10 protein-coding genes and 1 tRNA gene are annotated in these 16,985 nt (G+C 67.9%); 6 read left to right on the top strand and 5 right to left on the bottom strand.

Annotated elements, in window-relative coordinates; translation table 11 throughout:
- Positions 1 to 39: 39 nt before the first annotated feature.
- Positions 40 to 113 (top strand) — tRNA-Gly (locus tag MTR65_RS11540).
- Between the two features lie 108 nt (positions 114 to 221).
- On the opposite strand, the gene MTR65_RS11535 is transcribed toward MTR65_RS11540, so the two are convergent.
- Positions 222 to 3,551, bottom strand: a complete 3,330-nt coding sequence (locus tag MTR65_RS11535; RefSeq protein WP_243800277.1) for a S41 family peptidase — start codon at positions 3,549 to 3,551, stop codon at positions 222 to 224.
- Between the two features lie 215 nt (positions 3,552 to 3,766).
- On the opposite strand from MTR65_RS11535, the gene MTR65_RS11530 reads away from it, so the two are divergent.
- From MTR65_RS11530 to MTR65_RS11520, 3 genes are all read left to right on the top strand, one after another.
- Entirely contained in the window at positions 3,767 to 4,720 is a 954-nt protein-coding gene (locus MTR65_RS11530) for a glycerophosphodiester phosphodiesterase family protein (RefSeq protein WP_243800275.1), read from the top strand.
- 67 nt (positions 4,721 to 4,787) lie between these two features.
- A complete protein-coding gene (locus MTR65_RS11525; protein WP_243800273.1) occupies positions 4,788 to 7,562 on the top strand; it encodes a TonB-dependent receptor in 2,775 nt (924 codons plus the stop codon).
- Positions 7,563 to 7,689: 127 nt separating this feature from the next.
- The gene (locus MTR65_RS11520; RefSeq protein ID WP_243800271.1) at positions 7,690 to 8,568 is read left to right on the top strand and encodes a glycerophosphodiester phosphodiesterase family protein; all 879 of its coding nucleotides are present in this window, start codon (positions 7,690 to 7,692) and stop codon (positions 8,566 to 8,568) included.
- 9 nt (positions 8,569 to 8,577) lie between these two features.
- On the opposite strand, the gene MTR65_RS11515 is transcribed toward MTR65_RS11520, so the two are convergent.
- From MTR65_RS11515 to MTR65_RS11500, 4 genes are all read right to left on the bottom strand, one after another.
- On the bottom strand, positions 8,578 to 11,565 hold the full coding sequence (locus MTR65_RS11515; RefSeq protein ID WP_243800269.1) for a TonB-dependent receptor: 2,988 nt from the start codon (positions 11,563 to 11,565) through the stop codon (positions 8,578 to 8,580).
- A 36-nt stretch (positions 11,566 to 11,601) separates the two neighbouring features.
- Positions 11,602 to 12,585, bottom strand: coding sequence for a FecR family protein (locus MTR65_RS11510; protein WP_243800266.1), 984 nt, complete (start codon positions 12,583 to 12,585; stop codon positions 11,602 to 11,604).
- Complete coding sequence (locus tag MTR65_RS11505; RefSeq protein WP_243800264.1) at positions 12,582 to 13,079, bottom strand: RNA polymerase sigma factor; 498 nt, start codon at positions 13,077 to 13,079, stop codon at positions 12,582 to 12,584. The genes MTR65_RS11510 and MTR65_RS11505 overlap by 4 nt, the downstream gene beginning before the upstream one ends.
- Positions 13,080 to 13,168: 89 nt before the next feature.
- Positions 13,169 to 13,888, bottom strand: coding sequence for an NAD-dependent deacylase (locus MTR65_RS11500; RefSeq protein ID WP_243800261.1), 720 nt, complete (start codon positions 13,886 to 13,888; stop codon positions 13,169 to 13,171).
- A gap of 248 nt (positions 13,889 to 14,136) precedes the next feature.
- Here MTR65_RS11500 and MTR65_RS11495 point away from each other — a divergent pair, with 248 nt between their 5' ends.
- Both MTR65_RS11495 and MTR65_RS11490 read left to right on the top strand, forming a co-directional pair.
- Entirely contained in the window at positions 14,137 to 14,604 is a 468-nt protein-coding gene (locus MTR65_RS11495; protein ID WP_243800258.1) for a (2Fe-2S)-binding protein, read from the top strand.
- A 2-nt stretch (positions 14,605 to 14,606) separates the two neighbouring features.
- Positions 14,607 to 16,802 carry a xanthine dehydrogenase family protein molybdopterin-binding subunit gene (locus MTR65_RS11490; RefSeq protein WP_243800256.1) on the top strand — a complete coding sequence of 732 codons (2,196 nt, stop codon included), beginning with the start codon at positions 14,607 to 14,609 and terminating at the stop codon, positions 16,800 to 16,802.
- The last annotated feature ends 183 nt before the right edge of the window (positions 16,803 to 16,985 follow it).

Here is a 16,985-nt window from a genome sequence, read left to right as displayed (position 1 = left end):
TCGCCTTGGCAGCGCCCGACGCGCTGTCAGACCGGCGTTGCGGGTATAGCATAGTGGTAATGCTCTAGCCTTCCAAGCTAGCTAGAGGGGTTCGATTCCCCTTACCCGCTCCACGCCCTTTCTTCCCAAATTGATGTCCGCGCATGCCGTTTCAGGCCGCTCCTGCACGTGCCTGTGGCACCGCACCGGGGCGAGCCCCGCTGCGGTGCGTGCCGTGGCGCCTAGCGCGCGGGAAGCGGGGTGACGTCGCCTGCCGGGGTGCCGAGCGGGGGCAGGGGCTGCGGGATGAGCGGGCGCACCGGCTCGTGTTCGATTTGCCGCTGGAGGAGGGCGACGGCGCTTTCGAGCTGCGCGTCGCGCCCCTCGAACGCGGCGTGGGGGGCGTTCTCCACCTCGATGTCGGGAGCGATGCCGTGCCCCTCGACGATCCAGCTGCCGTCGGCGGCGTACTGGGCGTTTTCGGCGATGCGCACCGCGCCCTTGTCGGAGAGACGGTTGCGGTCGGAAAGCCAGATGCCTGCGCCCGCCGTGCGCGTGCCCACCAGCGGGGCGATGCCCAGCGACTTGATCGCGGCGGCAAAGGTCTCGCCATCGGAGTAGGTGCGCTCGTCGATCAGCACCGCGACGTGGCCGCGGTAGGCGTTCTGCATGTTGGTGGTGGGAACCCCGGTGCCGTCGGGCCTGGCCCAGAAGGCCCAGGGACGGCGCATCAGCATGCCGATGATGAGGCTGTCGATATTGCCGCCGCTGTTGCCGCGCACGTCGATGATGAGCCCGTCCTTGCCCAGTTGGGCGAAGTAGTCGCGCGCGAAGCTGGCGATGTCGTCGGGGCCCATGGCGCGCAGGTGCAGATAGCCGACTTTGCCAGCCGACAGTTCCTGCGTCGCGAGGCGGCGCCCCTCCACGAAATCGCGGTAGCTCGCCATGACTTCGCCGTCCTGCGTCATCGGCTCGACAATGGCGCTTATCGAGGTTCCTGCGCGGGTGAGATCGAGACGTACTTCCTGCCCGGCCTTGCCTGCAAGTTCGCGGCGCAACTCGGCGAGCGAGGCGATGGGGCGTCCGTCCACGCGGCGGATCACGTCGCCCGCGCGCACGTCGACGCCCGGGCGACGCAGCGGCGGGCGCAGCGCGACGAGGTCGGCCTCGGTGCGCCAGATTTCCTCGATGCGAAGGCCGCCCGAGACGGGTGCGTAGCTGGCACCGAGGAAAGCCATGGCGCTGTTTTCCGCGTCGCTCGGCAGGTCACCCGGACGAACCTGACTATGGAGGATACCCAGTTGAGAGGCCATGAGGCCCAGCAAGGTGTTGAGCTCCGCGCGGTGGCCGATGCGGTCAAGGAACGGCTCGATGCGGGTGCGGACCTCGTTCCAGTCGACCCCGCGCAGGGCGGGATCGTAGGCGAAATCGCGGTGCATGCGCCAGGCATCGACGAACATCTGGCGCCATTCGGACACCGGATCGATGGCGAGGCGCCAGTCGTCGAGGCGCACGGTGTCGGGCGCGATATCGTCGGGCAGCTTGGCCTTGGCGGGGACGAGGGCGAGTTCGGGCTTCTCGCGTGATCCGTGCGCGACAAGGAGCGTCTTGCCATCGCTTGAGAGATCGGCGCCGAACGCTCCTTCGGCGAAGGTTTCCAGTTTGGGATCGCGCTTGTCGATGGCGATCGAGACGAGATCCTCGCCCTTGCGGGTATAGAGGAAATCCTTGGAGGCGAGCAGCAGGCCGGACATGCCGGGCGCGGTGGGCAGCTTGTAGAGGCGCGCCGCAAGGCCGTCCATCACGATGCGGGCGGGCTTGGTGGCCGTGTCGTCTTCGTCCTTGTCCTTTGCGGCCTCGTCGGACCGTTTTGAGGACGAGGGCTTCGCTTCTTCGGCGCTGCGGGTCAGCTCGTTGTCCTCGCTAAAGCGGAAGGGCGCGGACGGATCGAGCTGGAGCGCGTGGATCTCGCCCCGGTCGGGGAAGGCAACGCCCATGTTGCGGTCGCCCCAGGGGCTGCCCGGGGTCGGCGCGAAATTGCGGTCCGAGAGGAAATAGAGCCAGGCGCCATCGTGTGCGAAGGCGGGCGCATAGTCGTTGTACTTGCTGGAGGTCGCCTGGACGCGGGCGCCTGTGGCGAGGTCCTGAACGAAGATGTCGGCGGTGTTGGCATTGTTCGCGCGCGCGACTTCGGCGTAGGCGATGTGGGTGGAGCCGGGGGCGAAGGCGAGATCGTGGAAGGGCTGGTCATCGCCCGTCTCATTGCGGGCGAGCAGGGTGACCTTGCCGCTGGCGATGTCGACCTTCTGGAGGCGGGCCTGCTTGTCCCACAGCACCAGAGTCCTGCCGTCTGGCGCGACGGCGAAGGACCAGATGTGGGCGTCATAGCCATGGGTGATGGCAACCGGCTTGCCCGACCCATCGGCGGACATGGCGTAGATATCGCCCTGCTCGCCTTGGTCCAGGATCATGAACACGCGCTTGCCCTCAGGGCCCGCGACGGCCTGGCGGGCGCGGGCGGTGAGCGGCACGGCGAATTCGACCCGGCGCAGGGCTCCGGGGGCGGCGAGGGCGACCCGGCCGCGCGCGGTCACCGCAACGCTCTCGCCCGAAGGCGAGATGTGCGCGCCTTCCAGCTGCGACATGGGAACGGCAATCGCGCGCAGGCGGGTCTGTGCGCGATCCGTGACGATGTCGATGGCAAGGGTGTGGACGCTGCTGTCGCTGCGCGAGAAGACGTGGATGTCCGCGCCGTTCTGAAGGTAGATCGCGTCGCCATCGAGGCTCGCCTGAAGAACGGGGAAGGGCATTTCCTGCGAGAGCTGGACCGCGCCTGTACCATCCTCGTTCACCGACCAGATTGCATCGCCGCCGCTCTTGTCGGAGATGAAGTAGACCTTGCCGTCAGCGGCCATGGGAAAGCGGATCGGGGCGCCGAAATCGGGCAGGAGCTGGACCGCCTCGTGCGCTGCGCCGCCGTCCCAGCGCCACAGCTGCGCCATGCCGCCGCCGCGGTAGAGCACGGCGTGGTCGCGCGCGCGCGCGGTCAGGCCCCGGCGGCTGAAGAACAGCGTGGTGCCGTCTGTGCCATAAGTGGCATCGTTGGCGCGCCACAGCGGGATCGGCGTTGCTTCGCCGCCGGTGGGGGCGACGGTGTAGAGGATTTCACCCTGTCCGCCGCCGGTCAGCCGCGAGGAATAGATGACGCGGCCATCGGGCGTCCAGCCGACCGTGCGCAGCAGGCCGCCCTCGAAGGTCAGGCGGCGCGGCGTCCCTCCAGCGACGGGCATGACATAGACATCCTGCTCGCTGTCGTAGCTTGCGGTGAAGGCGACCATCGTGCCGTCGGGTGAAATGTGGGCGTCGGTCTCTTCGGCGGGATGGTTGGTGAGGCGGATCGCGCTGCCGCCCTCGCGCCCGGTGCGCCACAAGTCGCCCTCGCTGGCAAAGACCAGGACGTCGCCGCGCGCGCTGGGATACTGGTAGAAACCGTCCTCCGCGTGTCCGCTGGTTGCGGCGGTCGCAGCGCCAAGGGCAAGCAGGCTGCAGGCGAGAAAGCGCATGGTCTTCATGGGTTGGGGGCCCCTTCTATCTGTAGAATTGCGAGGGACCATGCCGGGCGCGGGTGCGATAGGCAATGACCGGGAACCCGGCATCCGCAGCCCTGTCACGGGCAAGGGGGCCCCGCGCGCGCAAAAAAAATTGGCCCGGCCTGTCAGATTTTGGGCGTCGGGACGTCTCCCTTTCGAACGCGGCACACGCCGCGCGAGTGACCGGGGGGTCAGACGTGATTTCTGCCACGAAAGTGCGTGCAGGAGCGCTCGGCGTTCTTGCAGCCTGTAGTCTTGCCGTACTGCCGCAACTGGGGCAGCCGACCCAGGCGGCCACGCCCTCCGCGCGGAGCGCCGAGCTTGCCCGGCGGCTGGCCGGGCCCGACGGGCACGTGATGGTCGTTGCGCACAGGGGCTGTTGGAAGGCCACCTCGGAAAACAGCCTCGATGCGATTGCGCAGTGCCGCGCGATGAGGATCGACATGGTCGAGCTCGACGTGCGCACCAGCCGGGACGGGGTGCCGGTGCTGATGCACGACGCCGACGTTGCGCGCACCACGGACGGCACGGGCCGGGTCGCCGATATGACGCTGGCAGACCTGCGCGCTCTGCACCTGCGCGAAGGCATGGGTGGTACAAGTGCGGCGACCGAGCGGCGTATTCCCACGCTGGCCGAAGCGCTTGCGGCGACCGGCGGGGAGGTTCTCGTCAACCTCGATGCCAAGGCGGTCGACCCGGCCGTTCTCCTGCGTATCGTGGATGAGGCGGGCCTGCGCGGCCACGTCCTGTTCAAGGCCGAGGCTTCGGCCTCCGAGATCGCGCAGCACGTGCCCTTCGTCCGGGACGTCCACTTCCAGCCGATCCTGCGCGAGCCGGGCATGGCGGATGATCCTGTCGCGGCGGTCGCGTCCTACGACGCGCTGGCGCCCGTAAGCTACGAGATCGACGTCAAGACGCAGGGGTTCCTGCCGCGCCTGACAGGGGCTCTGCGCGCGCGCTGTGCGCGCTACTGGGTCAACAGCCTGGCGGGGCGCATCTACGATGACCACGCCGCGCTGGAGGACCCGGACGCCGTGTGGGGGCGGCTCGTCGCCTACGGTGTCGACGCGATCCAGACCGATCATCCCGGCATCCTCAAGGACTACCTTTCGCGAAGCGGCCTGCGCAGTTTCGCCTGCACGCCGAGCTAGGGCGCGCACCCTCCCTTTACCGCTGAATTTTTGAACCTGCTTTCTGCTTCACAGGACAGTTATATCCATGAAACGCATCCATGTTCTTGGCCTGACCGCCGCTCTTCCCGCGCTTGCCGCCATGCTGGCCGCAGCCCCGCTCCATGCCCAGACGGCCACGGCCGCCACCACGGCGCAGGCCGGTGAGGAGGAGCCCGAGACCGCGCGCCGTCACCGCGCCAACGAGGATACCGCCGAAGAGGCGATCCTCGTCACCGGCTACCGCTCGTCCAACGTTGCGGCCATCGAGGCCAAGCGCGATGCGGTCGGCATCCGCGATTCCATTGCACAGGATCAGGCCGGCCTCCTGCCCGACCTCACCATTGCGCAGGTCGCCCAGCGCATTGTCGGTGTGGCTCTCGTGCCCGACTTTGCCACCTCGAACGACCGCTCGCCCGACCTTGCCGAGAGCGTCATGATCCGCGGTATCGGATCCAGCTACAACATCGTCACCATTGACGGTATGCCGCTCGCGACGACCTCTTCAAGCAGCCGCGGCGCGCGTATCGAACTGCTGCCGCCCTCGTTCGTCAGCCGGATCGATGCGGCCAAGACGATCACCGCGAACCTTGATCCCCATGCCCTGAGCGGCCAGCTCGACCTCATCACGGCGAGCGCCTTCGATACCGGCAAGACCACGGTCGTTGCGCGCGCCTCGGTCGGCGACAACAGCACCGCAGGCCAGTTCGCGCACAAGGACCAGGGCCAGAATTTCCGCGGCGACCTCACCTATTCGAGCGTGTTTGGTGCCAACCGCGATTTCGGCGTCGTCCTCTCGGGCTCCTACGCGCGCTACAATTCGAGCAACTACGATTACAAGCCGGGCGCGGTCGATTCCAGCTACCTGCTCTATGACGACAACGGCGAGGAAATCAGCGACTACAACGACCTGTCGACCACCAACGGCTGGTCGGCCGCCGCGCGCAACCAGATCTTCGCCTATACCGACAGCGTCGAGCGCGCCTCGGGCGTGATGAAGCTCGAATATGATCCGGGCACGGCCACCTACGCCTCGCTCTATACCGGCTACTTCTACCAGAAGGAGGACGAGGTCCGGAACGAGTACCTCGCGCAGTCGCGCGACAGCGCCGGTCTGGTCGCGCAGGATGCGACCTCGGGCACCTGGGCGATGGGCCGGACTGCGCTGGGCTATTCGCACCAGCCCCAGAAGCGCGAGACCTTCGTGGTCTCGGGCCTTGTCGAGCAGGACCTGGGCGGCGGTTTCGACGCCAGCCTCAAGGCCACCCATTCGCGCGCGCGTCTCAACACGATCCGCGACCGCTCCAAGTTCCAGGGCGACTACAACGAGGAGGGCGCCTTCTCCTACGACCTGTCGAGCGCCAACCCGCAGCTGACCCTGCTCAACCCGGACTATGTCAACGATCCGGCGACCTACAACGAAAGCTATATCCAGCACATCACCCAGCGCGCCGCGCAGGACCTGACGTTCGTCGGCCTCGATGTGGGCAAGAATTTCGCAGCCGACGACTATGGCCTGGGCTTCAACCTTGGCGCGAGCTTCCAGAACACCGACCAGAGCTACGACCAGGACCGCTTCGCGGGCAACCTTTACAACGAAAACGGCGATCGCATCACGCTGGTCGGCTATGACCGTCCCGACCGCCTGACCACCACAGACCCGCGCATCGACTTCCTCCTCATCAACGACGAGGCGGTGCGCGCGGCCTGGGAGGCGGCGGGGTACACCGACGTCCAGGATGACAGCGACACCAACATCTCCTCGGACTACGAGCTCAACGAGAAGGTCTACGCGGCCTACGCGCAGGCACGCTACCGCACCGAGAACTTCAATGTCCTTGCCGGTCTGCGCTTCGATGCGACCGAGAACGACATCGACCTGTGGGTGCGCGATGCCAACCTGGTGGGCGGCGTGCAGGATGCTGACAGCTACAGCGAGGGGCACCGCCGGGCGACCTATCAGTACCTCCTGCCTTCGGTCATCGCGAGCTACCGTTTCGATAGCGACGTGGTGCTGCGCGCGGGCTATTCCAAGACGATCGGGCGTCCCAACTTCAACTACTATGCGATCTCGGAATCGATCGGCCTTCCCGACGAGGTCGAGGGCGACAACATCATCTCGGTGACGCGCGGCAACGCCGACCTCAAGCCGCGCACCTCGAACAACTTCGACCTTTCGCTCGAATGGTACCCGACCCGGGGCTCGATGCTGTCGGTCGCGGCCTTCTACAAGGACATCAAGAACCTCATCTTCACCCAGAACATCTCGGTCGATGGCTTCGAGTACCAGGGTGACATCTATACCGCGCGCATCACCACTCCGATGAATGCGGAGAGTGCCTCGCTGAAGGGCGTGGAGGTCTCGGCTCGCCAGGACTTCCGCGACATTGCGCCGGGCTTCCTGGGCAACTTCGTGCTCAACGCCAATGCGACCTACATCAAGGGCAAGCAGACGGTGATCCAGGCCGACGAGACGACCCGCCACGTCGATGGCCTGGAAGGCCAGCCCGAGTTCCTCGCCAACGCCTCGCTCTCCTATGAGGACAGCGTGTTCGGCGCCTCGCTCGCCTACAGCTACGTGGGGGACTACCTGAAGTCGATCAACGAGGACTCGCAGCTTTTCGACATCCACTCGAGGCACCGCAGCGAGCTCTCCGCCCAGATCCGCCTCAAGGTCTTCGAGGGTGTGACCGTGATCGCCGAAGGGCAGAACCTGACCAAGACCGACATCGAGTACTTCCGCAAGATGCCCGATGGCCAGCTGCTTGCCGAGCGCGCGCAGAAGGGGCGTACTCTCTGGCTCGGCGTCAACGCGCGGTTCTGATCGCGCACGGCCCTGGCCTCAGGATCGTGACAGCAGGGCTCCAGCGGGACATGCGTTCCCCTGGAGCCCTCGGCTTTGGCCTTTTATCCCTCCAGATTGCCCCGGGTGGGGCAGGGGAACTTCGATCATGAAAACACTCCTTTGCACAGGTCTGCTGGCCGCACTGGCGCTGGCCACGCCGGCTGCGTGGGCGGCCGAGCCCTTCTGCGGGACAAATCCCCATATCGCACGCCTTCAGGCCGAGCGCGCGGACCCGAACGGGCGCATTCTCATCGCCGCGCACCGGGGCGGGCATCTGGCCGCGCCCGAGAACTCACGCGCGGCGATCGCCGAGGCCATTGCCGAGAAGGCCGACATCATCGAGATCGACGTGCGCGTGACGACAGATGGCGTCCCCTACGTGATGCATGACCGCACGCTGGATCGCACCACGAATGGCGCCGGTTCCAACGCGGACATCACATATGCCCAGCTTAGGGCGCTGCGCCTGAAAGGCAGCGCCGAGAGCCCGCCCACCTTGCAGGAACTGCTCGTGAAGTCCTGCGGCAAGGCGCTGGTCGATCTTGACATGAAGACCGACAAGGTCGCTCCGGTGCTGGCCGTGGTCGAGGGGGTGGGGATGGCCGAGCAGGTGATCCTGTTCGACTCCGAGAGCAAAACCCTGCGGGCCGGGCGTCGCCTTGTGCCGGAAGTGCCTGTCATGACTCGCCTGCGTACAGACGGCCCGACGCTGGAGGAGATCAACCGGGGTCTGGCTCCGGTTGCCATCGTGCACGGCGACCCCAGGTCGCTGACCCGCGCGGCGAGCGCGGCAATTGCGGCGCTTCCCGCCCGCATCTGGGCCAACGCGCTGGGCGAGACCGATGCCGTGCTGGCACAGGGCGATGAGGCGGAGACGTGCCGCAGGCTCGCGGATATTCGCGCCATGGGCGTGTCGGTGATCCAGACCGACTATCCCGCCACGCTGCGCAAGGCACTGCGCCAGTGTGGCATATCTGGGCGCTGAGGCGGCAGACTACCCTCCCAATCCCCAGTGGAGGCTGAGGCGCACGCTGCGCGGCACTGCGTAGCTGTCCTTGAGCCAGCCATACCCGGGGCCGGTCAGGCTGGTCAGCCGGGCCTGGGTGAGGTTGGAGACGTCGAGTACCACGCTCCAGCGCGGTGCGAAATGGTAGCGGGCCTGGAGATCGACCTGGCGGCGCGGCGCCCAGTAGACGTCCTGCGAGGGCGCGTCGGGCGCCACGGCGCGAAGCGCGCGTCCCGTCGCATTGAGCGCGGCGCGCAGCTCCAGGCCGTCTTGGGCGTAGAACAGGCTGAGATTGGCGACCTGCGAGGGTTGGCCGACCAGCCGGTCGACCACGCGCGGCGAGCCGGTCGTTTGCAGGACCGACATGGCCCCGTCGAGCCGGGTCCAGTTGGCGGTGACGCCGAAGGGGGCAAGGTGGCGCGACAGCGCGCCAAGCGAGCCTACGCTCGCGCTCAGCTCCAGTCCCGATATGTGCGCAGCGCTGGCGTTCACGGGGCGGATTACCTGGGCTGAGGCGTAGTGCACGCCCTCCCAGGTATAGCCTTGGGTCATGGCATCGAAGATCTCGTCGCGGATGCGTTTGTGGAAGAGGGCGGCCGAGACGAGCCCGTCGAGCCGGGCGGGCAGTGTCCACTCCGCACTCACATCGAAATTGTCCGAGGTTCGCGGCGCAAGCTCGGGATTGCCGAGGCGGACAGTGACGTCCGGGCTTTGCGGGTTTCCGGCAAGGCTCGAGCTGCCGAAGTCGATTGCAGCGCGCGGGGCGTAGCTCTCGTAGCTGGGACGCCCCAGCGTGCGGCTGTACCCGGCACGCAAGCGCAGCGACGGCGTGGGATCGAAATTGGCAAGAAAGGCCGGGAGCAGCCGGGTGTAGCGCGAAGAGGCCGTCGTCGCGGTCCAGGTGTCTCCCGCCTCGATGTAGCCTTGCGTCGAGAGCGAGGTCCGGTCGAGGTGGAGCCCTCCCACCAGTTCCCAGGGGCCGCGCGCCAGGCGCGCCATGGCGTAGGCTGAAAGGCTCGTCTCGGCATGGTCGAAACGGTCGCGCAGGGCATCGCCGATGTCCGAGGTGAGGGCGATATCCGCCCGGTTGGCCTCGAACAGCGCCCAGGCCCTGTCAGGATCAATTTCGATCAGCTCCAGGCCCGCGCGGTTGAAGGGAAGGGGATTGGTGCGCACCTCTCCCGCCTGCGCCAAGGTCAGGTCCCGGTTGTCGGTATTCCACGCGGTGTTGGCATAGCGGTAGCGGTAGCCTGCGCGTTGCACGCCTGTCCCTGCAGCAAGGCCAACTCCGCTCTCGCCGGGCGCCATGTTGCGCCGCCAGTCGAGCCGCGCGGTATCAAGGTCGGAGACCGCGCTGCGTGCCCGCTCGCGCCAGTAGGCGGCAGGGTAGAGCGAGAGGTCCGTGTAGCTTGCGCGTGGCACGGTGAAACTGTGGTGGAGCGCGCTCGTGTCGTAGCGGACCGGGAAGTCCGCCGATCCGGTGACGTCGCCCTCGGCATCGCGGCCCGAGGTGAATTTCACCATGGTGTAGGCCTCGCCCATGGTGGCCTGTGTGCGCGCGGCACGAAGGGAAAGGCTGTCCCGGTCCGAGGGTGACCAGGTGGCGTTGAACAGCGCAAGTCGGGTGGTGGTGCGGGTCACGCCGTCGCGGTAGCCCACCTGCACCGCGCCGCGCGCGAAGTGGCCCGAGGTGTCGCTTGTCCGGGTGATCGCGCCGCGCGGCTCGATCACGACTTCGTTGCGGATGAAGCCGTCGCGGAAGGTGAAGCTGCCCAGGAACGTGGAGATCGCCAGATCGGGCAGGTCGGCCTCGAAGCGGGCCGAGAGGCCATGGCGGCGGCGGTCCGAGCTGTTGATCCAGTACTTGTCCTGAACCGGCACCGGACGCCCCTGCGCGCGCGGGTCATCTTCGTCCACGCGCGTGCCGTCGGCGGCATAGAAGGCGAGGAAGCCGCTGTCGCTGGTGCCGTGCATGTCGCTGTTGTTCTGGAGGCGGCGGGCATTGGCCGAGAGGACGAGCCCGAACCGGCGCTCTGGCCCGAAAGTCGTGGCAAAGGTGCCGCTGGCGTGGAGGCCGGGAGTGGACTGGGGCTGGACCTCGCCGTGGCGGCTGGGCCGGGTGAGCCCGGCTTCGAGCGAGGCGAAGGGGGCGCCGCCGCTTGCAAAGGCGCTGCGCGTGCGGATGTCGATGGCGCCGCCAATGGCGTTGGGATCGCGCTCGGGCGTAAAGGTCTTGAGAACGACGAGCTCGCTCACCAGCGCGGTGGGCAGGATGTCGAGCCGCACACCCCGGCTGGCGCTGTTCGAGCCGGCTTCGGGAATGCCGGTCGAGGCAATGGGAAGGCCGTTCACGGTGACGTTGTTGTAGGTCTGGGTGAGCCCGCGCACGACCGGGGCTATGGGCACGTCGCGCGGGTGTTCGTTGTCGGCAATGGGGATCACCGAGATGCCCGGGATCCGGCGCATGGCGTCGACCACGCTGGTGTCGGGGAGGCGGCGCACCTCGTCGCTGGAGATGGCATCGGCAATGACGCGGGCCTCGCGTTTGGCCGCCCGGGCGCGGCGCTCGGACATGCGCAGTCCGATGACGTGGATGGGATCTCCGGTCAGCGGGGGCGGTATGTAGGCGGGTGCTGCGCTGGACGGGGTACGCGATGCAGCTCCCGTGCGGGCGGAGGCCTTCGGGCGCGTGCGGATGAGGACGGCACCGCCCCGGCGCTGGGCGATGAGGCCTGTGCCCGCAAGGATGCGTTCGAGCGCGTCCATCTCCGCCATCCGTCCGTGCGCCCCGCGGCTTTGTCGGCCCTCCAGCGTTTCAGGCGAGCTCAGGACCTGCACGCCGCTTTGCGCGGACCAGGCGTTGAGCGCGTCGCCCAGCGCGCCTGCCGGGATGGCGAAGTCGCGCGTGCGGGCATCCGCAGGGGAGGCCGCAAGCGCCACCATCGCGGCAAGGCTGGCTGCAGCGGCAAGGCGCATCACCGGCCGATTTCCCCGCGGTCGAATGGGGGCGTACTAGATGCGGTCGAGCACCAAGGCATGACCGGTGTCCTTCACCGAGAAACCGTGGAGTAGGCCCAGATTCTCCAGCACCGTGACCGGCTCGGCAAGGTGCAGACGGCCCGCGACGCGCGTGCGCAGGAGGGCCGGATCCTCGACCAGGATCTGCCGGTCGGTCCAGCGCTCCAGCTGGGGTACGAGTTCGCCCAGCGGCATGTCGCGCACCCGCAGCCAGCCGCTGCGCCAGCTTTCGACGTCCTCGCCCGGGAGGCGCGCGAGCGGGGCGATCACACCATCGGCGAGGCGCGTGGCGTGACCGGCGGGCACCCTGACAGGGGCAACACCCGGTGCATTGGCGGCAAAGCGTACCAGACCGCGTTCGACCTGCAGGTCCACGGCCTCTCCGTTGAGCGCAACGTCGAAGCGCGTGCCCAGCACGGTCACGGTGCTGTCCTGTGCGCTGACGGTAAAGGGGCGGGCCGGGTCGTGCGTCACGTCGAACAGCGCCTCGCCTGTCTCGAGGCGGACTTCGCGCCGGTCGGCCCCGATGCGGGCGAAGAGGCGACTGTTGCCATTGAGATGGACCTGCGATCCGTCGGCCAGCGTGATCCCGCGGACTTCGCCGGGGCCGGTGCTCCAGCTGCTCTCGGGCGTGAGCTGAAAGCGCAACTGCGGCAGCCCAAGGGCGAGCGCGCCGACAAGCAGGGCGCCGCCCGCGGCCAGGCCAAGCGCGCGGCGGCGCGACGCACGCGCAGCTGTTCCGGCGTTGTCGTTGCCTGCGGGCCGCGGCGCGGTTTCGGCATGAAGGCGCAGGCTGTCGGTGACCGCCTCGTCCATGCAGGTCGCCCAGAGCGCTTCGAAACGCGCACGCCGGTCTGGCCCGCCGGCAAGCCAGGCTTCGAAGGCCATGGTATCGACCACATGGCTGAGATGGCGGGCCACCCAGAGTGCGGCGGCCTCGTCCTCGTCGTCCGGGAGGGTATCGCCTGGCGGCGTCATGCCGGTTCGTCCTGGCTGGCCATGGCGCGGTGGAGCGAAAGCACTGCGCGCGCGACGTGGGCATCGACCGCGCTCGGGCTGATGTCGAGCTGGGCGGCGACGTCCTTCGCGGAAAGCCCGTGGAGGCGGCGCAGGATGAAGACCTCGCGCCGCTGGCGCGGCATGGTGGCAATGATCCGGGACACCGTGTCCATCCGTTCGCGTTGCAGCATGGCGTGCTCCTGGGAGGGTTGCTCGCTGGGAATCTCGATTTCGCTGGCGGGCACGTCTTCGGCGCGGCGCAGACCCAGGCGCGCGTGATCGACGATGAGGTTGCGCGCGATCCGGCGCAGCATGGCGCCCACGTTGCGCACGGTATCGGGGGCGTAGTGGGCCAGGCGCACGAAGCTGTCCTGGACCACGTCCTCGCTCGCGGTGTGATCGCCCAGCCGCCTATAGGCAAAGCCGTAGATGTCGGTGCGCAGTTTGCGGTACGCCGTTTCGTCGAAGTGCATCGTGACAGCCCCGTATCCCCTTGGGGACGCCGCCTATGGCCTTCGCGTGACAGCTTGAAGACGATGGGGATGTCTTGCCTCTGCGCGGCTCAGAACGGCACGGCGTGGGCTCCGGCGAGGAGGTCGCGCACGAGCCTTGGCACCTCTTCGCTGGCCGGGCCCTCAAGGACATGGAGGATGTCCGCCGTGCCGGTCGGAGCCGGGTTGACCTCGATAGTGACGGCGCCGTTCGCCCGGGCAAGGCCGATCAGGCGGGCGGCGGGGTGGACGCTGGCGGATGTGCCGATGGCGATGAAGATATCGGCTCGTGCCGCGAGGGCTTCGAGCGCCTGGCGGTGGCGCGGGGTTTCGCCGAAGAGGACGACATCGGGGCGCAGCGCGGGCGCGTCGCAGGCTGGGCAGTCCTCGCGCACGGGGAGCTCGCCCTCCCAGCCCACGCGGTTTCCGCATTCGGCGCAAAGCGCGGCAAAGAGCGTGCCGTGCAGGTGGAGGACATTGCGGCTGCCTGCGCGTTCGTGCAGGTCATCGCCGTTCATGGTGGCGAGCGTGAAGGTCCCGCGGGCTTCTCTGGTCCAGCGCTTCTGCAACTGGGCAAGGGCGGCATGGGCCGGATTGGGAGCCACTTCGCGCAGCTGCGCCCGGCGCGCGTCGTAGAAAGCATGGACCTTGTAGGGCTGGGCGGCGAGCCCTTCGGCCGAGCAGAGCGCGTGGAGATCCACATCCTCCCACAGGCCGCCTTCGCCGCGGAAGGTGGCAAGGCCGCTCTCGGCGGAAATTCCTGCGCCGGTCAGGATGACGAGATCGGTCATGGCGTGTGTGGTCCTGTACTTTCAGCCCATCCTAGCGATGCCGGGCCGGGCGCAAAGGCGGTCCTGCAAGGAAAGACCGGGAAAATCAGGCTCGAAGGTGGGCTCTCCCGCGCAGGTGCGCGCAGATGGCAGGTGTGGCGCGTCGATCCGGGCAATCCGGCACAAAATCCCGGTTGGTTCGCGCTAGGGCCTGTGCTGTAAACGGGCAGTACGGGACGCAAGGGCCTCGAGGCCCTCTGGAGGACACGATGGCAATCCGCTTTACCCTCAATGGCGACGAGACGACGCTTGATGTCGATCCGGCCAAGCCGCTCTTGTGGACGCTGCGTGAGGATATCGGCCTGCCCGGCACCAAGTTAGGCTGCGGGGCGGGCCTGTGCGGGGCCTGCACGGTCCACGTCGACGGGGTGGCCACGCGCTCGTGCATCACGCCTGTAGGCCTCATCGAAGGCCAGAGCGTGACCACTATCGAGGCTGCCGGGGCTGACCCTGTGGGGCGCCATGTCGTCGCGGCCTGGTGCGCGCTCGACGTGCCCCAGTGCGGCTATTGCCAGGCCGGGCAGATCATGAATGCGACCGCCTTCCTCCACGAAGTGCCCGAGCCCACCGATGCGGACATCGACGCGGCCATGGCGGGCAACTTGTGCCGCTGCGCGAGCTACACCCGCATACGCGCCGCCATCAAGGATGCGGCGCACAAGGCGAAGGAGGCATGAGCATGGCTCGGACCTCTCTCAGCCGCCGGGGTTTCATCGCCGCCAGCCTGCTTGCCGGTGGCGGCGTTGCGTTCGAGTTTGCGCTGCCGCTGGGCCGGGCCTCTGCGCAAGGTAGGGATGCCGCGCCGATCACCGCCTTCGTGCGCATCCTGCCCGACAACCGCGTGGTGATCGGGGGCAAGAACGCCGAGATCGGGCAGGGCGCCAAGACCATGCTGCCCATGCTCATCGCCGAGGAGCTCGACGTCGCCTGGGACAGCGTGACGGTGGAGCAGACCGATGCCGATGCCACGATCTACGGCGCGCAGTCGGCGGGCGGTAGCCGCACCACGGGGCGTGAGTGGCTCCCCATGCGCCAGGCAGGCGGGGCCGCGCGCGCGATGCTGCTGGCGGCGGCTGCGCAGGAATGGGGTGTGCCGGTTGCGTCACTGTCGAGCGCGCAAGGGCGGGTGATCCACGACGCGAGCGGACGCTCGGCGCCCTACGCGGATTTTGCCGCAGGTGCCGCGCGCCAGACAGCGCCCGATCCCGCGTCGCTGACCTTGAAGGACCCGTCCGCCTTTCAGATCGTGGGTACGCGGGTCATGGGCGTCGATACGCCTGCGATCACGCAGGGCAAGCCACTGTTCGGGATCGACGTGGACCGGCCGGGTATGCTCCACGCCGTGCTCGAAACCTGCCCGGCTGTGGGGGGACGTTTTGTTTCGGCCAACCTCGACGAAATCCGCGCGATGCCCGGCATTGAACATGTCGTCGTGATCGAGGGGGACGGGCAGGCCGAATCGTTGCTCGACGGCGTCGCGATCCTCTCGAAAAGCTGGTGGAGCGCCGACCAGGCGCGGCTGGCACTCCAGGTCGAATGGGACACCCGCGCGGTGGAGGGCTACTCCACGCAAGGGTATGCCAAGTGCGCCGCCGAGGCGCTGGACCGCGGACCTGAGAAGACGGTGCTGGACAAGGGCGATGTGGCCTCCGCGCTTGACGGTGCCAGCCAGCGGATCACGGCGCGCTATGCCGTGCCGATCCTGGCGCATGGCACGCTTGAGCCGCAGAACACGACCGCGCTGTTTACCGGCGATGCCATCGAGATCTGGTCGCCCACGCAGAACCCGGAAAGCGGACGTGCGCTTGTGGCCGCAGCCCTGAGGCTGGAGAAGGAGGCGGTCCGCATCCACTTCACCCGTATCGGCGGAGGCTTCGGGCGGCGCCTCATGGGCGACTACATGGTCCAGGCCGCGGCCATCGCGGCCAAGGTGCCGGGCATTCCGGTCAAGCTCCTCTACAGCCGCCAGGACGAGTTTCGCCGCGACTTCTTTCGGGCCGGCGCCTGGCACGAACTGGACGCGGGGATCGACGCGGCAGGGCGTCTCACCGCCTTTCGCGACCATTATGTCACCTTCGGCGCGGACGGAGCGCCCTCGCGCGGGGCCGAGGTTGCCGCCGGGATCGTCCCTGCAAACCTCCTTGCCGATGCGCGGATCGAGCAGAGCCTGATCGCGACCAACCTGCCCACCGGCTGGCTGCGCGCGCCGCGCTCGAACAGCCTGGGTTTCGTGCTGCTCTCCTTCCTTGACGAGGTGGCGCAGGCGGGTGGACGCGATCTCCCGGCACTTCTTCTGGAATTGCTCGGCGAGGAGGCCCGCACGATCCCCGGCAGTGGCCCGCGCGAGGCCGATTTCCAGACTGGCCGCGCGCGTTCGGTGATCGAGAAGGTTCTCGTCCTGGCCGACTGGGCTGGTCGCGGCGGCCTCGAAAGCGGACGCGGCAAGGGCTTCGGCTTCTACTTCAGCCACGCAGGCTATTTCGCGGTGGTGGTCGAGGCGCAGGTGCGCGATGGTCAGGTGCGCGTGCCGCGCGTCTGGGCCGCGGGCGATGTCGGTAGCCAGATCGTCAATCCCCTGAACGCCGAACAGCAAGTGCGCGGCGCCGTGATCGAGGGGCTGGGACAGGCGCTCGCAGGCCAGGAGATCACCCAGGTCGACGGCGCGGTCGAGCAGGCGAATTTCGATACCCACCCCTTCATGCGCATTGACGCGGTGCCCGAGATCGAGGTGGCCTTCGTGCCGAGCGACAATGGCCCGACCGGCCTTGGTGAACCGGCGCTGCCGCCGGTGGTGGGCGCGCTCGTCAACGCGGTGCACGCCGCGACGGGCACGCGTATCCGCAAGCTCCCCTTGCGCGAAGAGGATTTGGTCTGAGCGGGCCTGTGACGCGCGGCAGATAGTTCCGATTCTGGCGGGGGAGGGCGCTTCGAAACCGCCGGTGGTGTCCACCTCCCTGCGAAAAACGCGCATGCTTGGGGCCTGAAAGGCGAGGGTTTCTGCGGGATTCTCGGCATTGTCGCACTTGTGTATGTGTGAAGCAGATTCGCCCGCACACCC

Origin of the sequence: Novosphingobium mangrovi (assembly GCF_022818885.1) — a bacterium.
Taxonomy (GTDB): Bacteria; Pseudomonadota; Alphaproteobacteria; order Sphingomonadales; family Sphingomonadaceae; genus Novosphingobium; species Novosphingobium mangrovi.
Note: the sequence above shows the minus strand (reverse complement) of the source record. Positions and strands in the feature narration are given on the sequence as shown.